Raw genomic sequence first — 14,624 nt, 5'->3', positions numbered from 1 at the left:
CGGTGCACGCGGCTGGATTGCTTCGCTCCGCTCGCAATGACGGGGAGATGTCCTGCTATTGATCGCCAGCGGCGATGCGCTCGGCTTCCGCGACGTCCTCCGGCGTGTTGGCGTTGAAGAACGGATCGAATGGCGTGACCGGCCACTCCACCTCGGCGCGCGGAGAACGCGCGGTGAAGCGTTCGACCTTGCGGATGTCCTCGTCGATCAGGGCGGTTCGCAATGCGTCGCGCAGCGCGATCGGCCATAGCGCGATCACCGGATGCAGATGGCCCCCCGACGCCGCCACGGCGATCTCGGCACTCCCGGCGCGTCGGGCCTGATCGAGCCGGGCCACCAGATCGCGCGGCAGAAACGGACAATCGCCCGGCACGGTCAGAACATGATGCGCGTCCGGCTGTGCCGTCGCGGCCCATTGCATCGCGGCCAGCACGCCGGCGAGCGGGCCGGGGAGGCCGTGCACCGTATCGGCGATCACCGGCAGGCCGAACGGGCCGAACCGGCTCGGATCGCCATTGGCGTTGAGCGCCAGCACGCCGCATTGCGGCTGCAGGCGGTCGATCACATGCGCGAGCAGCGGCCGGCCGGCGATCGACCGCAGGGGCTTGTCGCCGCCGCCCATCCGGCGGGCAAGGCCGCCGGCCAGGATGACGGCGGGTGGTCGAACATCAGCCATTGCGCACTCCGCGCCACGTCGTCACTCGGCAATGCCCGTGGTTAGCTCACCATGGCGCGGCTCGGCAATAAGAACGAGGCCGAAGGCAATTGACCGCGCGTCGCGGCTTCGTCATCGTCCGCCGCCATGGCCAAGACTGTTCTCGATCTCACCGGGCTGAAATGCCCGCTGCCGGTGCTCAAGACCCGCAAGGCGCTGCCGCGTTTGCAGCCCGGCGATGTGTTGGAAGTCCGCTGCACCGATCCGATGGCGCTGATCGATATTCCGGTGCTGATCGGCGAGACCGGCGATCGCATCACCGCGAGTGAACGCAGCGACGAGATGATCGTGTTCGTCATCGAGAAGCTCGCCAGCGCACCGGCTGTGGACGGTGCGCAGGACTGATAGCTCCGCCAAGGAACCATCGCCGACCGGCATCATTGATCTTCGTTCCGTAGGGAGGAGATCATGGCCCGGAAATATTCCAAGAAGGCGTCCGCCAAGGTCGGCCGCGCGATGAAGAAGCGCAAGGCCGGCACGCTGAAGAGCGGCGGCTCCGGCAGCAGGAAGGTCAAGAGCCGCAAACAGGCGATCGCGATCGGTCTGTCGGAAGCCCGCGCCGAAGGCGCGAAGGTGCCAAAGAAGAAGACCGGTAAGAAGGCCGCGAAGACGTCGAGCAAGAAGGCCACTAAGTCCGGCCGTAAGACGACGAAGAAGACGACCAAGAGGACGACGAAGTCCAGCAGCACGCGGGCCGGGACGAAGAAGTCATCGGGCCGCAAGTCGTCGAAGTCATCCAGCACGCGCGAAACATCCACCGCGCGAAAATCGTCTAGCCGCAAATCGTCGTCGCGCAAGTCTGGCAAGAACAAGTCTGCCAAGAAGAAGTCGTCGGACTGAACACGTACCACCCAAGCGCGAGTCATTCCGGGGCGCTTGCGTAGCAAGCGAACCCGGCGACTGTCTCATGTGTCAAGGGTCTTACCTTGATATGGCGTGTCGGCTTTGACGAGTGCGTTGGCTGTGACGAGCAGTTTTCGGGCGATTGCGATGAGCGCGACCTTTCCGGGTTTTCCTTGCAGGCGAAGGGCGTTGTAGTCGTCGCGGAGCTTGGGGTGGTGGCGGGCGGCGACCAGGGCGGCCATGTAGAGGGCGGCGCGAACGCAAGGACGTCCGCCGGCGATGGCGGCGCGAGGCGGTGCTGCGCCGGATTGGCTGACGTGCGGCGCGAGCCCTGCGAGGCTGGCGATGGCCTTGCGATCGCGCTGGCCGAGTTCGGGTAGGTCGGTGATGAGGAGCGTGGCCACCCGTTCGCCGATGCCGGGGATCGATTTGAGGATGTGAAGGACGCGGCGGAGTTCGGCGTCGTCGCCGATGCGCCTGGCGAGTTCGGCCTCGATGGCTTGGCACTGCGCCGACAACGCGGCGATCGCGGCCCGATGACTATCGAGCAGGAGCGTGCCACGGACCTGCTTCATCCGGGTCTTCTCCATCGCGATCATCTCGGTGAGCTGGCGGCGTCGGAGCGACAACGCTTTCAGCTCGAGTTGGGTGTCGGTGGGCAGGGGGCGCAGGGTCTCGGGCATAGTCAGAGCGAAGCGCGCAATCAGCCGCGCGTCCAGCCTGTCGGTCTTGGCGCGACCGCCTTCGGCCTCGCGGAACGCCTTGATCCGGCGCGGATTGACGATACCGACTTCGAAGCCGGCGACCGAAAGCGCTTTGACAAGCGGTTCGGCATAGGGACCGATCGCCTCCAGAACCACCCGCCTGACGCCGGAGCGTTCGAGGCGGGCGATGATCTCGGCGATGCCCTCGGCCAGATTAGGCATTCGGAAGGTCTGGCCCGACGGAGCCAGCGCGACATCGAGAAAACGTTGGCCGGCATCGACGCCGGCCGCAACCGCAAGCGGCACTGCAATCGTCATGGGCATCGGTCCTGTATGCGGGCGATCACCGCAACGGCAATGCCCGTGCGACTGTTCGATCAAGCAACACCGACAGAGGCGCCCGCACCGGGTTACGGCGAGATGATCGGCCGGGAATCTACCGAGCGGCCTCCGTCGTGCTGACTATGCACCAGCACCTCGCAGATACAGGAATCTGGAGGTTCAGGGCACTGACGGTTCGGCAGCGCAGCTGCAAAATAACTTCGAGATTCCGGGTTCGCGAGCTAGCGCTCGCGCCCCGGAATGACGTGTGGGGCAGAGCTTCAAGGCGTCCTAAGCTATCAGAGCAGCATGACGCGCCGCGCGAGCTAAGCCAACTCACCCCGCCTTGCGCTGCCTCGCGTTGGAGCGGCGGGCTTTGGTGGTGCGTGCGGAGGAGCGGGAGGCTTTGCGGCGGCCGTGGGCCTTGCCGGTCTTGGCTCCGGACTTGCCGCCTTCGAGACTCTGCTTCAGCGCGTCCATCAGGCTGACGACGTTGCTCTCCTTCTCCTCGGGTTCGGGGAGCTTGATCGACTTGCCGGAGGCCTTGCGCTTGACCAGGGCCTTCAGCGCGGTCTCGTATTCGTCCTTGATTTTTTTTGGATCGAAACGCGCCGCCTTGGTCTCGAGGATGTGGCCGGCGAGTTCGATCATGTCCTTGGAGATTTTCGGCGACTTGATGCCGTCGAAATACTCGTCCGCATCGCGCAGCTCGTAAGGGTAGCGCAGCGTGGTCGCCAGCAGTCCCTTGCCGAATGGCTCGATCGCCAGCACATGCTCGCGGTTGGTGAGGACGATGCGGCCGAGCGCGACGCGGCCCTTGTCCTTCATCGCGTCGCGGATCACCGCGAAGGCGTCGGTGCCGGCCTTGCCATCGGGCACGATGTAATACGGATGATTGAGAAAGCGCTGATCGATTTCGTCGGCCGGCACGAAGCTGTCGATGTCGATGGTGTGGGAGCTTTCGATCTGCACCGCTTCGAGTTCGTCCTTTTCGATCTCGATGTACTTGCCCTTGCGCACCTCGTAGCCGCGGGCCTTCTGATCCTTCTCGACCACCTCGCCGGTGTCTTCGTCGATCATCTGCTGCTTCAGCCGATTGCCGGTTTCCGCATTGATCATGTGGAAGCGGGTCTTCTCGACGCTGGTCGTGGCCGGATACAGCGCCACCGGGCAGGTGACGAGGGACAGCTTCAGCGTGCCCTTCCAATAGGCGCGAGGCATGGGAGTTCTCCGAGGGCTCGAGCAGTCGCGACCGGGCGGTCACGTCGATGCTATCATGGGTGGAACTTGAACGGGCATCCCGGGTTTTGGTTCCTGTCCTGCCCAGCCGGTCGGCGGTGAGTAAGGAGCGACGGTGGCCAGCAACAAGCTCAGCATCTACCGCAAGAAACGCGACTTCGAGCAGACCGCGGAGCCGCGCGGCGACGCCAAGGTGGCGCCTTCGAAGCAGCGACGGTTCGTGATCCAGAAGCACGACGCCACCCGTCTGCACTACGACCTGCGCCTGGAATATGGCGGCGTGTTCAAGTCCTGGGCGGTGACCAAGGGGCCGTCGCTCGATCCGCACGACAAGCGCCTCGCCGTCGAGGTCGAGGATCATCCGCTGGACTACGGCGACTTCGAAGGCACGATCCCGAAGGGCCAGTATGGCGGCGGCACGGTGCAGCTCTGGGACCGCGGCTATTGGGAGTGCGACGATCCCGAGCGCGGCTTCAAAAAGGGCGACCTGAAGTTCACCCTGCACGGCGAGAAGCTGCATGGCAGCTGGGTGCTGGTGCGGATGCGGCACGACCGCAATGGCGGCAAGCGCACCAATTGGCTGCTGATCAAGCACCGCGACGATGACGCCCGCGAGGGCGACGCCAACACCGTGCTCGACGACGACCGCTCGGTCGCCTCGGGCCGCGCCATGGAAACGATCGCGGCGGGCAAGGGCAAGGCACCGAAGCCGTTCATGCTGCGCAAGGCGGCCGCGAAGGTGACGGCGGATGCGGTGTGGGATTCCAACACCGGGCTTGCGGCCGATCAGCGCGCGGAAACCGGCGCTGCGAAGAAGGCGACGAAAGCCAAGCCGAAGACGCCTGCCAAAGCGAAACCTGCGAAGTCCGCGAAACCCGCGGCGCGGAGTAAGTCAGCTGTTCGTGGCACGCACGCGGCCATGCCGGATTTCGTGCCGCCGCAGCTCTGCACCTCGGTCGAACGGCCGCCCGGCGGCGAGGGCTGGGGCCACGAGATCAAGTTCGACGGCTACCGGATGCAGCTCCGCATCGAGCAGGGGCAAGCCAAGCTGCTGACGCGCAAGGGCCTCGACTGGACTGGCAAATTCAACGCGATCGCGGAAGAAGCGGCGTCGCTGCCGGACGCGATCATCGACACCGAGGTGGTGGCGCTGGATTCGCACGGCCAGCCGGATTTCGCCGCGCTGCAGGCGGCGCTGTCGGACGGCGACACCGACAATCTGATCTGCTTTGCATTCGATCTGCCTTATGCGGAGGGCGAGGATCTGCGCCGGCTGCCGCTGTCGGAGCGCAAGGAGCGGCTTGCCGCTTTGCTGAAGGCCGCACGTGGCCGTCGCAAGGAGGGCCTGATCCGCTACGTCGAGCATTTTGAAACCGGCGGTGACGCCATTCTGCAGTCGGCCTGCAAGCTGTCGCTCGAAGGTATCATGTCGAAGAAGCTCGATGCGCCGTATCGCTCCGGCCGCAGCGGAGCCTGGACCAAGGCGAAGTGCCGCGCCGGCCACGAGGTAGTGATCGGCGGTTGGAAGACCACGAACGGCAAATTCCGTTCGCTGCTGGTCGGCGTTCACCGCGGCGATGACCTCGCCTATGTGGGCATCGTCGGCACCGGGTTCGGCCAGGATGTGGTCAAGCGCATCCTGCCCGAGCTGAAGGCGCATGAAGCCGATAGCAATCCGTTCAGCGGCGCCAATGCGCCGAAGAAGACACGCGACGTCCACTGGGTGACGCCGGAGCTGGTCGCCGAGATCGAATTCGCCGGCTTCACCGGCGGCAGCATGGTGCGTCAGGCGGCCTTCAAGGGGCTGCGCGCCGACAAGCCGGCTGCGGAGGTCGAAGCCGAGGCGCCGCAGCAGGTCGAGTTGGCCGAACCAAAGCCGAAGCGCCGGGCCGCCAAGACGGCGAAGCCGCGAAAGGCTGCGGGCAAGCGCGCCGCGCCCCGCCGCGCCGACGCTGCCCGGTCCGAGGTGATGGGCGTGGTGATCTCCAAGCCCGACAAGGAGCTGTGGCCGGAGAGCGAGATCAGCGGCGCGGTGACCAAGCGCGATCTGGCCGATTACTTTGCCGAAGTGGGCGACTGGCTGATCCCGGACATCAAAGGCCGGCCGTGTTCGATCGTGCGCGCGCCCGACGGCATCGGCGGCGAGCTGTTCTTTCAGCGGCACGCCATGCCGGGAATGTCGAACCTGATCGAACTGGCCAAGGTCTCCGGCGATCGCAAGCCGTATGTGCAGATCGACCGCCTCGAAGGCCTGATCGCCGTGGCGCAGATCGGCGGCGTCGAGTTGCATCCTTGGAACTGCGCGCCGAACCGCTACGACGTGCCGGGACGGCTGGTATTCGATCTCGATCCGGCGCCCGAGGTCGGGTTCGACGAGGTGATCGTGGCCGCCAAGGAAATGAAGCAGCGTCTCGAAGCGCTGGGGCTCGCGACGTTCTGCAAGACCACCGGCGGCAAGGGCTTGCACGTCGTGGTGCCACTGAAGCCCGATGACAGTGTCGACTGGAAGGCTGCCAAGACGTTTGCCCAAACGGTGTGCGCGCAGATGGCCGAGGACAGTCCCGAGCAGTATCTGCTCAACATGTCGAAGCAGAAGCGTACGGGAAAGATTTTCCTCGATTATTTGCGCAACGACCGGATGTCGACCGCGGTCGCGGTGCTGTCGCCGCGCGCCCGCGCCGGCGCCACGGTGTCGATGCCGGTGACGTGGTCCCAGGTGAAGGCCGGTCTCGACCCCAAGCGCTACACCATCGAGTCGGTGCCCGCGCTGATCAAGCGGTCCAAAGCGTGGACGGACTACGACGAAGCGGACACTCCGCTGAAGCCGGCGATCAAGGCGCTGACGTCGGGTCGGAAGTAGGCGGCCGTTTTTCGATGCGCGATGGCCGGGCGTTCGAGCCCGGCCACGACCTTGTCGATCAGCCAACGGAACGATGCCGTGCGTCAGATCTTGCCGAGCAGCAGCAAGATCAGCAGGATCACGATTACCAGGCCGAGACCGCCGCCGCCGTAGTAACCAGTGCCGTAGAACGGCCCGCCGCCGACTCCGGTGAAACCGCCCAGCAAGGCGATGATCAGGATGATCAGGATGATAGTGCCGATGGACATCTTGCTCTCCTTGTCGCGGCGGATCGCCCGAATGCTCCGCCTGTCGGAAGGAGAACACGGCGTAACAATGAAGGTTCCGCGGCCGAAACTCTGCGTGGTGCGCGACGCCCTGTTGTTGTCGCAAGACGTGCCTAGATAGGGAGACATCAATCCGCTCCAGTGACGAGGACGCCGCGATGTCAGCTCCGCTTGTCGTATCGATTCCCCATCGCCTCGGCCGCGACGAAGCACGCCGGCGGCTACAGACCGGCCTCAGCCGCGCGGCGATCAACGTACCGATTTTGAAGGTGGACGAAGAGACTTGGCGCGGCGACCAGATGCTGTTTCGCGTCCGTGCGCTCGGTCAGGTCGCTGCCGGTCAGGTCGACGTCGCCGAGGATCACGTCCGACTCGAAGTGCGCCTGCCGTGGCTGCTGCAGAAGTTCGCCGACGCGGCGCGTGTCGCGATTCAGAAGCGCGGTCATTTGATGTTGGAGAAGAAATGACGGCCTGTGCGCTGCACCAAATTGTGGCGTTGCAGAAAGTAGTTATCGGCAATTGCGTTAAGTTGTAAGTAACCGAATCTTGGAATCCTGGTCGTGCGGGTGAGGGAACCGATTTCCTGATCGGCACAAACCCCGTCAGGCCGTCCGGCTCCAGCTCCCGGGCGGCCTCGGTGTTTTGTGGGGGCGTGTGCAATCGCGCCAAAGCAGTCGATGGTCATGGTGTTGCCGCACGTCTCCCCGAGACATTCCGGGGCGCGCGCAGCGCGAACCTGGAATCTCGAAGCGAGCAGGGCTTTGTGGAATTCGGTGCGAGGGGCAGAATTCGAGTTCGCTCGCTGGCGGGAGTGGCCCGGAATGACGGCGCTGCAGTCTGCTGTGCGTTCAGCCGCGTCGTGTGCGTCTTGAGCCGGCGACCCGGGCGCGACGCACAGCGACTGGGAGGTGGCGGAACAGGTCGCGCAGCGCCAGGTTGCCGGAGCTGTCGTCGCCGGTCTCGGTCTCGACCACGTAGCCTGTGGTATCCACCGCGCCTTCGAACACCTCGCCGGTGGGCCATTGCCGGCCGTTGTCGGATAGCGCCGCAAAGCCTTTGCCGACCACGACGATCACCGCCTCGCTGCCGCGGCTGCGGGCGAATGCGACGATGTGGTCACGATGCGGGCCCTTCACCGCGAGTGGACGATAGTCGCCGTCGGTGAACAGCTCGGCATGGTCGCGGCGCAGCCGCAGCAGATTGTGAGTCCAGGCGAGCTTGACGCGGCCGTCACGCCAGTCCGCGATCAGCGCGTTCCAGTCCGGCCGATCGTGTAGTGTCTCCAGCGCCTTGGCGCGCGCGGCGAAATCCACCGGCCGGCGGTTGTCGGGATCGACCAGCGAAAAATCCCAGAATTCGGTGCCCTGATAGAAATCCGGTACGCCCGGTATCGTCGCCTTCAGAGTCACCTGACCGAGCCCGTTGAGCGCGCCGAGCAGCGACAATCGCCGGTGCAGGTTCTCGACCGACTCCAGGAACGCGCCCGACAGCGAGGAATCGAGCATGCGGTCGATGAAGGTGCGCACGCCTTCTTCGTAAGCGAGGTTCGGATTGAGCCAGTTGGTTTCCTGCTTGCCCTCGCGGGCAGCCTTCAGCGCGAATCCCTGGAAGCGATCGGCGAAATCCGGATCGGGCGTCAGCGGCCAGGCGCCGAGCAGCGCCTGATACAGCATGTATTCGAACGCGGGCGAGGGGGCTCGCATCTCGCCGTCGACGACGAGATGCGGCGCGTTGAGCAACTTCCATTTGCCGACGGCGCTGGCCCATTCGCCGGGGATTTCGGCGAGGGATAGCAGCCGCGCGCGCGCGTCTTCGCCGCGCTTGGCGTCGTGCGTCATCGTCGCCGTCATGCCGTGCGGCCAATCCTGGGCGCGGCCCTGCATCTCGGCGTGGAATGCGGCTGTCGGCATCTCGGGGGCGGCCGGATCGCCGCCGACCTCGTTCAGGGCCAGCAGCCGGTGATAGCGATAGAATGCGGTGTCCTCGAGCGACTTCGCCATTGTCGGCCCGGTGAACTGCTGCACCTTGAGGGCGAAACGGCGCACCCGCGGCTTGGAGTGTGGCGCGCGTCCGGGCTTCACCAGGTCCATCGTCAGCACGTCTTTGAGGAATTCGAAGATGCCGTCGTCGGCGCCGAACCAGTCGGCCCGCGCTTTGGCGATGGTGTCTTCGATCAGCCGGCGGTCGAGCTGGGTCGGGCTGTTGCCGGTCAGATAGGTGCGATACACCGGGAAGTGCAGCACATAGAGCTCGAATGCCTGTCGCAGATTGTCGGCGGAAAAATCGCGGGTCGAGTAGTGACCCGATGCGATCCGCGCCAGCAGCCGGGTGAGCACGGTGAACTCGCTCAGCAGCAGCGTCTCCAGCACGCGGCGCTTGGCGGCCTTCAGCACCGGATCGAACGTCGGCGACAGATTGCTGGCCTGCCGCCAAGTCTCGTCGAGCGGCTTCAGGCCGCCGCCGTCGAGCAGCACTCGGGTGATGACGTTGAGCCATTCGTAGCCGGTGGTGCCGTGCACGCCGGCGAAGCGATGCAGCTCCTCGCCCTCGCCGAGAATTTTTTCGATCACGGTGTACAGCGGCGGCGCATCCGGCCCCTGCGCGTCGCGCGCCAGCCGGCGCAGCCGCTGGAAATACTGCGCCGGATCGCGCAGGCCGTCGATGTGGTCGAGGCGCAGGCCCTGCAGTTGGCCGTCGGCGAGCAGCTTCTTCACCCGACTGTGGATCGCCGCGAAGGTGGCGGCATCTTCGACGCGCAGGCCGGCGAGGGTATTGACGTCGAAGAACCGGCGGTAGTTGATCTCGCTCGACGCCAATTGCCAGTGCCCGAGCTTGTAGTGCTGGCGCTCAAGCAGATTGTGGAGCGCCTGGATCTGGGTGGCGCGGCCTTCGCCGGCGCGGTAGGCGTCGAGACCGCGTGCGATCACCTCGGCAGCGCCAGGTATCGCCTTCAGCGCCGCCTTGAATTCCGGGGCCTCGGCGCGCGCGGGGCGGCGCAGCCCGGTGTAGCGCGCGGCGAGCTCCAGGATCGCGCGGCCCGTATCGGTTTCGGCGGCATCGGCCTCGCGCACCACGGTGCGCAAGATCTCGCTGTAGCGCTGCGGCGCGATCGGCAGCCGATGTTCGTAGTACCAGGCCGAGAAGCTGCCGTCGGCGGAGTCATAACGCAGTTCGATCTCGCCGCCTTCGAGCGCCTTGCCGTAGGACGAGCCGATGATCGGCAGCAGCACGCCGCCGCGAGCGCGGAACGGCAGCATCTCCCAATCGATGTCGAACGAGGCGGCGTGCGGCGAGGCCGGGCCCCATTCCAGCACGTCGAGCCACCACGGATTGTCGGCGTAGTGCACGCCGACATGGTTCGGCACGAAATCGAGGATCAGGCCGATGTCGTGCTGTTTCAGCGCGGCGCTGAGCCGGGCGAAGCCTTCTTCGCCACCGAGCTCGGGATTGAGTTGGGTGTGATCGACGATGTCGTAGCCGTGGGTCGAACCCTTGCGCGCCTTCATGAACGGCGACGCGTACAGATGCGAGAGGCCGAGCCGCTTCAGGTAGGGAACGATTGCGGCAGCGGCGTCGAAACCGAAATCGGCGGTGAGCTGAAGGCGATAGGTCGCAGTCGGAATGGCAGGGGGCATTTAGGGTTGCTCAAGGCGCCAGGACACCGCCCAAGGCGGAATGATCCGGGTCCAATCGCCGCCCCATAAAATAGTTCCCGACGCGGCCGGCGTGCCGCCGTCGCGCTCCTGGTCCGACAGATTGGCGACGAGAGCGAGTGTGGCGCCGTCCGCCAGCCGCCAGTGTGCGGTCAGCAGCCCGCCCTCGGCGATTGCGGCGGTGTCGAACCGCGCTCCGGCGAGCCGCGGCGCGATCGCGTTGCGGCGGACCTGCAGCAGCCGCGACACCAGCGCCAATCGCTGCGCGCCGGCGCCGCCATCGCGCTCGCGCCAGTCGAGCACGGCGCTGTCGAAGGTGTCGTGATCGAGCGGATCGGGGACGTCGTCGCCGTATTTCTCATAGGCGCCAGCGAATTCCTTGCGGCGGCCGTCGCGCACCGCTTCGGCCAGCTCGCCGTGGAAGTCGCAGAAGAACGGAAACGGCGCCTTCGAGCCCCATTCCTCGCCCATGAACAGCATCGGCACGGTGGGCGCCAGCAGCGTGATCGCCAGCGCGGCTTCGATCGCCGCGGGCTTGGCGAGGCTCTCCAGCCGGTCGCCAAGCGCGCGATTGCCGATCTGGTCGTGGTTCTGCAGGAAGTTGACGAAGCCGAGCGGTGGCAACTCGCCGCTCGGCTCGCCGCGCGGGGTGCCGCCGCGATGCGCCGACGGCTCGCCCTGATAGGCGAAGCCGGAGCCGAGCGCGCGCGCCAGGTGCCGCAGCGGCGCATCGGCATAGTCGGAATAGTAGCCCTGGCGCTCGCCGGTCAGCGCGACGTGCCACGCGTGGTGATAATCGTCGTTCCACTGCGCGCGATACTGCCCGCGCGACGGATCGGTGACCGGATCGAGCACGGCGGCGATGTTGTCGTCGTTCTCCAGCACCAGATGGATGTGCCGCCCGGTCTCGGCCGCCAGCTTGCCGGCCTCGCGGGACAATTCGTGCAACATCGGGATCTCGCCCTGATCGGGGATCGCGTGCACGGCGTCGAGCCGCAGCCCGTCGAACCGATAGTCGCGCAGCCAATGCAGTGCGTTCTCGATCGCGAAGGCGCGGACTTCGCCGACCCGATAGTTGATCGCGTTGCCCCACGGTGTGTGCTTGTCGGAGAAAAAATCGGGCGCGTAACCGCCGAGATAATTTCCCTCCGGACCGAAGTGGTTGTAGACCACGTCGAGAAACACCATCAGGCCGCGCAGATGCGCTTCGTCGATCAGCGCCTTGAGATCTTCCGGACGGCCATAGGCGCTGTCTGGCGCGTACCACAGCACGCCGTCGTAGCCCCAATTGCGCTGTCCCGGGAAGTCTGCCAGCGGCATCAATTCCAAAGCGGTGATTCCTGTCGCGACCAGATGATCGAGCTTGTCGATCATCGCGCGGTAGCTGCCTTCGGGCGTGAAGGTGCCGACATGAGTTTCCAGCAGCACGGTATCGGCCCACGGACGGCCACGCCAATCCGTTGCGCGCCAAGCGTAGGCGGCGTGGTCGATCACTTCGCTGGGGCCGGAGATGTCGTCGGGCTGAAACAGCGAGCCGGGGTCCGGCACCTCGAGCTCGCCGTCGATGCGGAAGCGATAGCGTGCGCCGACGCCGGGGCCGGCGACTTCCGCCGCGTGCCAGCCCTTGTCGTCGCGCAGCATCGGATGCGTTGCGCCGTCCAGCACCACCTCGACCTGCTGCGCGTTCGGCGCCCACAGCCGGAATTCGACGCCGCCGGCCGTGAGGCGCGGACCGAAGCTGCGTCCGGTCATGCCATCGTCCCGGCAAAGGCGAGCACCGAGCGTGGCGGCGCCGAGCTGACGCTGCCGAATTTCAACGGCGCGACCTGCACGGTATCCTTGGTGGTGTCGAACAGCTGGTGCCAGACAGGAAAGTCGCTGGTCTTCGGCAGATGGAAGTCGATCGCCTCACCCCCAGAATTCAGCACAATGAAGATGGAATCGCCGCCGGCCTCGCTCGGGCTCAGCATGTAGGCCAGGAAGCGGCCGTCGGGAAACGCCCAATCCTGCTCGGTCATCTCCGCCGCCGACGGCGTCAACCACAGCACGCCATACGAGCCATCGGCCCGGCGGCCATCGAGCCAGCGGCGCGAGCGAAGCTGCGGAAAGCGGCGGCGGATGTCGGTCATCAGCCCGACGAACTCGACCATATCGTCGTCGGTGTTGCTGCCGTCCCAACCGACCCAGCCGATCTCGTTGTCCTGGCAATAGGCATTGTTGTTGCCGGACTGCGAATTGCCGACCTCGTCGCCGGCGAGCAGCAGCGGCACGCCCTGCGCCAGGAACAGGCAGGCGAGCTGGTTCTTGCGAAGCTGGCGGCGCAGGCCGAGAATCTTCGGATCGTCGCTCGGGCCCTCGACGCCGCAATTGATGCTGTGATTGTCGTTGGACCCGTCGCGATTTTCCTCGCCGTTGGCGAGGTTGTGCTTGTGCTCGTAACTGAACAGGTCGGCGAGCGTGAAGCCATCGTGCACGGTGACGTGATTGACGCTGGCGCGCGGCATCCGGCCGTCGTGGTTGAACATGTCGGACGAACCGGTCATCCGCCGCGACACTTCGCCGATCAGGCTGCCTTCACCGCTCCAGTAGCGCCGCATCACGCTGCGGTAGCGATCGTTCCATTCCGACCATTGCGACGGGAACGCGCCGACCTGATAGCCGCCCATGCCGAGATCCCAAGGCTCGGCGACCAGCTTGACGCCGGCCAGCGCCGGATCCTGCCGGATCGCGGTAAAGAAGCCGCCTTTGCGGTCGTAGCCGTTGGGCCCGCGCGCCAGCGTGGTGGCGAGGTCGAAGCGGAAGCCGTCGACGTGGCAGACTTCGACCCAATAGCGCAGGCTGTCCATCACCATCTGCAGCACGCGCGGATGCGTCAGGTTCAGCGAATTGCCGCAGCCGGTAAAGTCGTCGTAGTAACGCGGATTGTCGGGCTGCAGCCAATAGTACGAGGCGTTGTCGATGCCGCGGAACGACAGCGTCGGACCGAGATGATTGCCCTCCGCGGTGTGGTTGTAGACGACGTCGAGCAGGACTTCGATTCCGGCGTCGTGCAGCCGCGCCACGGTGGTACGGAACGAGTCCAGCGGATTGTCCTTGTCCGGCGCGTAGCGGGTCTCCGGTGCGAAGAACGAGATCGTGTTGTAGCCCCAGTAGTTCACCAGCTTCTTCTCGACCAGGATGCGGTCATCGACAAAGCCGTGAACCGGCAAAAGTTCAATTGTGGTAACCCCGAGCCGTTTCAGATGCGCGATCATCGACGGGCAGGCGAGGCCTCCGAAGGTGCCGCGCAGTCCGGGCGGCACATCGTCGCGAAGCTGGGTCAGTCCCTTGACGTGGGCTTCGTAAATGACGGTGTCTTCCCAGCGGATCCCGGGCCGGGTTTCGCGGCGGCCGCTGCCGACGGTCTCGTCGACCACCACCGCCTTCGGCATGCCGCGTGCGTTGTCGCGGCGGTCGAACGACAGATCCTCGCGCGGAGAGCCGGTGCGATAGGCGAAATGGGCTTCGCTCCATACCAGGCGTCCGCTCAGCCGTTTGGCATAGGGGTCGAGCAGCAGCTTGTGGGCGTTGAAGCGATGGCCGTGGTCAGGATCGTAGGGCCCGTACACCCGGTAGCCGTAGAGCTGGCCGGGCGAGACGTCGTTGAGATAACCGTGCCAGACGTCTTCGGTGCGCTCCGGCAGTTCGATCCGCTCCAGCTCGCGGCGGCCTTGGGCGTCGAACAGACAGAGCTCGACCTTGTGGGCGTTGGCGGAGAACAGCGCGAAGTTGGTGCCGCGCCCGTCCCAGGTCGCTCCGAGACGGGAGTCGGTTCCGGCGGTGAGGCGCATAGCGAGTATCCCGATCAAGAAGTTCGCATAGCCTGCGATTGTCTTTGTTAGCGAACTTCGAAATCGAAGGACACTGTTAATCTGCTGTTCCGGCGCGGCGCCGTGGACAACGCCGCCGGCGCGCAGGGCTGGCTCGCGGGACTGTCACATTGGAGCTGTTTCGGCTCTGGCGACCCCTTCGGAGCATTTCGCC

The 14,624-nt window shown here is 65.6% G+C and carries 11 protein-coding genes; 4 read left to right on the top strand and 7 right to left on the bottom strand.

The annotated features are described in order from the left end of the window. Positions 1-55: 55 nt before the first annotated feature. A complete protein-coding gene (mobA, locus tag FLL57_RS13745; protein WP_047307770.1) occupies positions 56-676 on the bottom strand; it encodes a molybdenum cofactor guanylyltransferase MobA in 621 nt (206 codons plus the stop codon). A 126-nt stretch (positions 677-802) separates the two neighbouring features. Between mobA and FLL57_RS13740 the strand changes: the two genes are divergently transcribed. Both FLL57_RS13740 and FLL57_RS23560 read left to right on the top strand, forming a co-directional pair. Further along, positions 803-1,060 carry a sulfurtransferase TusA family protein gene (locus tag FLL57_RS13740; RefSeq protein WP_047307771.1) on the top strand — a complete coding sequence of 86 codons (258 nt, stop codon included), beginning with the start codon at positions 803-805 and terminating at the stop codon, positions 1,058-1,060. Between the two features lie 63 nt (positions 1,061-1,123). Further along, complete coding sequence (locus tag FLL57_RS23560) at positions 1,124-1,555, top strand: DUF6496 domain-containing protein (RefSeq protein ID WP_142883164.1); 432 nt, start codon at positions 1,124-1,126, stop codon at positions 1,553-1,555. 65 nt (positions 1,556-1,620) lie between these two features. Here FLL57_RS23560 and FLL57_RS13730 read toward each other — a convergent pair whose 3' ends face one another. Next, positions 1,621-2,580, bottom strand: coding sequence for an IS110 family transposase (locus tag FLL57_RS13730; RefSeq protein WP_142884215.1), 960 nt, complete (start codon positions 2,578-2,580; stop codon positions 1,621-1,623). 339 nt (positions 2,581-2,919) lie between these two features. Next, the gene (locus FLL57_RS13725) at positions 2,920-3,804 is read right to left on the bottom strand and encodes a Ku protein (RefSeq protein ID WP_142883163.1); all 885 of its coding nucleotides are present in this window, start codon (positions 3,802-3,804) and stop codon (positions 2,920-2,922) included. Positions 3,805-3,937: 133 nt separating this feature from the next. Between FLL57_RS13725 and ligD the strand changes: the two genes are divergently transcribed. Beyond that, entirely contained in the window at positions 3,938-6,682 is a 2,745-nt protein-coding gene (gene ligD / locus FLL57_RS13720) for a DNA ligase D (RefSeq protein WP_142883162.1), read from the top strand. An 83-nt stretch (positions 6,683-6,765) separates the two neighbouring features. Here the strand turns inward: ligD and FLL57_RS13715 are convergent, their stop codons facing one another. Next, the gene (locus FLL57_RS13715; RefSeq protein WP_013501467.1) at positions 6,766-6,930 is read right to left on the bottom strand and encodes a DUF3309 family protein; all 165 of its coding nucleotides are present in this window, start codon (positions 6,928-6,930) and stop codon (positions 6,766-6,768) included. A 176-nt stretch (positions 6,931-7,106) separates the two neighbouring features. On the opposite strand from FLL57_RS13715, the gene FLL57_RS13710 reads away from it, so the two are divergent. Further along, entirely contained in the window at positions 7,107-7,415 is a 309-nt protein-coding gene (locus FLL57_RS13710; RefSeq protein ID WP_047308136.1) for a polyhydroxyalkanoic acid system family protein, read from the top strand. A 381-nt stretch (positions 7,416-7,796) separates the two neighbouring features. Here the strand turns inward: FLL57_RS13710 and treY are convergent, their stop codons facing one another. From treY to glgX, 3 genes are read right to left on the bottom strand one after another with little or no spacing between them, the layout of a single operon-like run. Continuing rightward, positions 7,797-10,583, bottom strand: a complete 2,787-nt coding sequence (treY, locus tag FLL57_RS13705) for a malto-oligosyltrehalose synthase (RefSeq protein WP_142883161.1) — start codon at positions 10,581-10,583, stop codon at positions 7,797-7,799. Next, positions 10,584-12,353, bottom strand: a complete 1,770-nt coding sequence (gene treZ / locus FLL57_RS13700; RefSeq protein ID WP_013501470.1) for a malto-oligosyltrehalose trehalohydrolase — start codon at positions 12,351-12,353, stop codon at positions 10,584-10,586. Then, a complete protein-coding gene (gene glgX / locus FLL57_RS13695; RefSeq protein ID WP_047309768.1) occupies positions 12,350-14,431 on the bottom strand; it encodes a glycogen debranching protein GlgX in 2,082 nt (693 codons plus the stop codon). The genes treZ and glgX overlap by 4 nt, the downstream gene beginning before the upstream one ends. Between the last annotated feature and the right edge of the window lie 193 nt (positions 14,432-14,624).

The sequence above is a fragment of the Rhodopseudomonas palustris genome, assembly GCF_007005445.1.
GTDB classification, from domain to species: domain Bacteria; phylum Pseudomonadota; class Alphaproteobacteria; order Rhizobiales; family Xanthobacteraceae; genus Rhodopseudomonas; species Rhodopseudomonas palustris_G.
The sequence above is the reverse complement of the archived record's forward strand: the minus strand, read 5'-3'. Positions and strand labels throughout refer to the sequence as shown.

Excerpts from the sequence above, each read along its gene's own strand:
- FLL57_RS13730 (WP_142884215.1), bottom strand. The coding sequence starts at position 2,580 with ATGACGATTGCAGTGCCGCTTGCGGTTGCGGCCGGCGTCGATGCCGGC.
- FLL57_RS13725 (WP_142883163.1), bottom strand. The coding sequence starts at position 3,804 with ATGCCTCGCGCCTATTGGAAGGGCACGCTGAAGCTGTCCCTCGTCACC.
- FLL57_RS13740 (WP_047307771.1), top strand. The coding sequence starts at position 803 with ATGGCCAAGACTGTTCTCGATCTCACCGGGCTGAAATGCCCGCTGCCG.
- FLL57_RS23560 (WP_142883164.1), top strand. The coding sequence starts at position 1,124 with ATGGCCCGGAAATATTCCAAGAAGGCGTCCGCCAAGGTCGGCCGCGCG.
- glgX (WP_047309768.1), bottom strand. The coding sequence starts at position 14,431 with ATGCGCCTCACCGCCGGAACCGACTCCCGTCTCGGAGCGACCTGGGAC.
- treY (WP_142883161.1), bottom strand. The coding sequence starts at position 10,583 with ATGCCCCCTGCCATTCCGACTGCGACCTATCGCCTTCAGCTCACCGCC.
- mobA (WP_047307770.1), bottom strand. The coding sequence starts at position 676 with ATGGCTGATGTTCGACCACCCGCCGTCATCCTGGCCGGCGGCCTTGCC.
- FLL57_RS13710 (WP_047308136.1), top strand. The coding sequence starts at position 7,107 with ATGTCAGCTCCGCTTGTCGTATCGATTCCCCATCGCCTCGGCCGCGAC.
- FLL57_RS13715 (WP_013501467.1), bottom strand. The coding sequence starts at position 6,930 with ATGTCCATCGGCACTATCATCCTGATCATCCTGATCATCGCCTTGCTG.
- treZ (WP_013501470.1), bottom strand. The coding sequence starts at position 12,353 with ATGACCGGACGCAGCTTCGGTCCGCGCCTCACGGCCGGCGGCGTCGAA.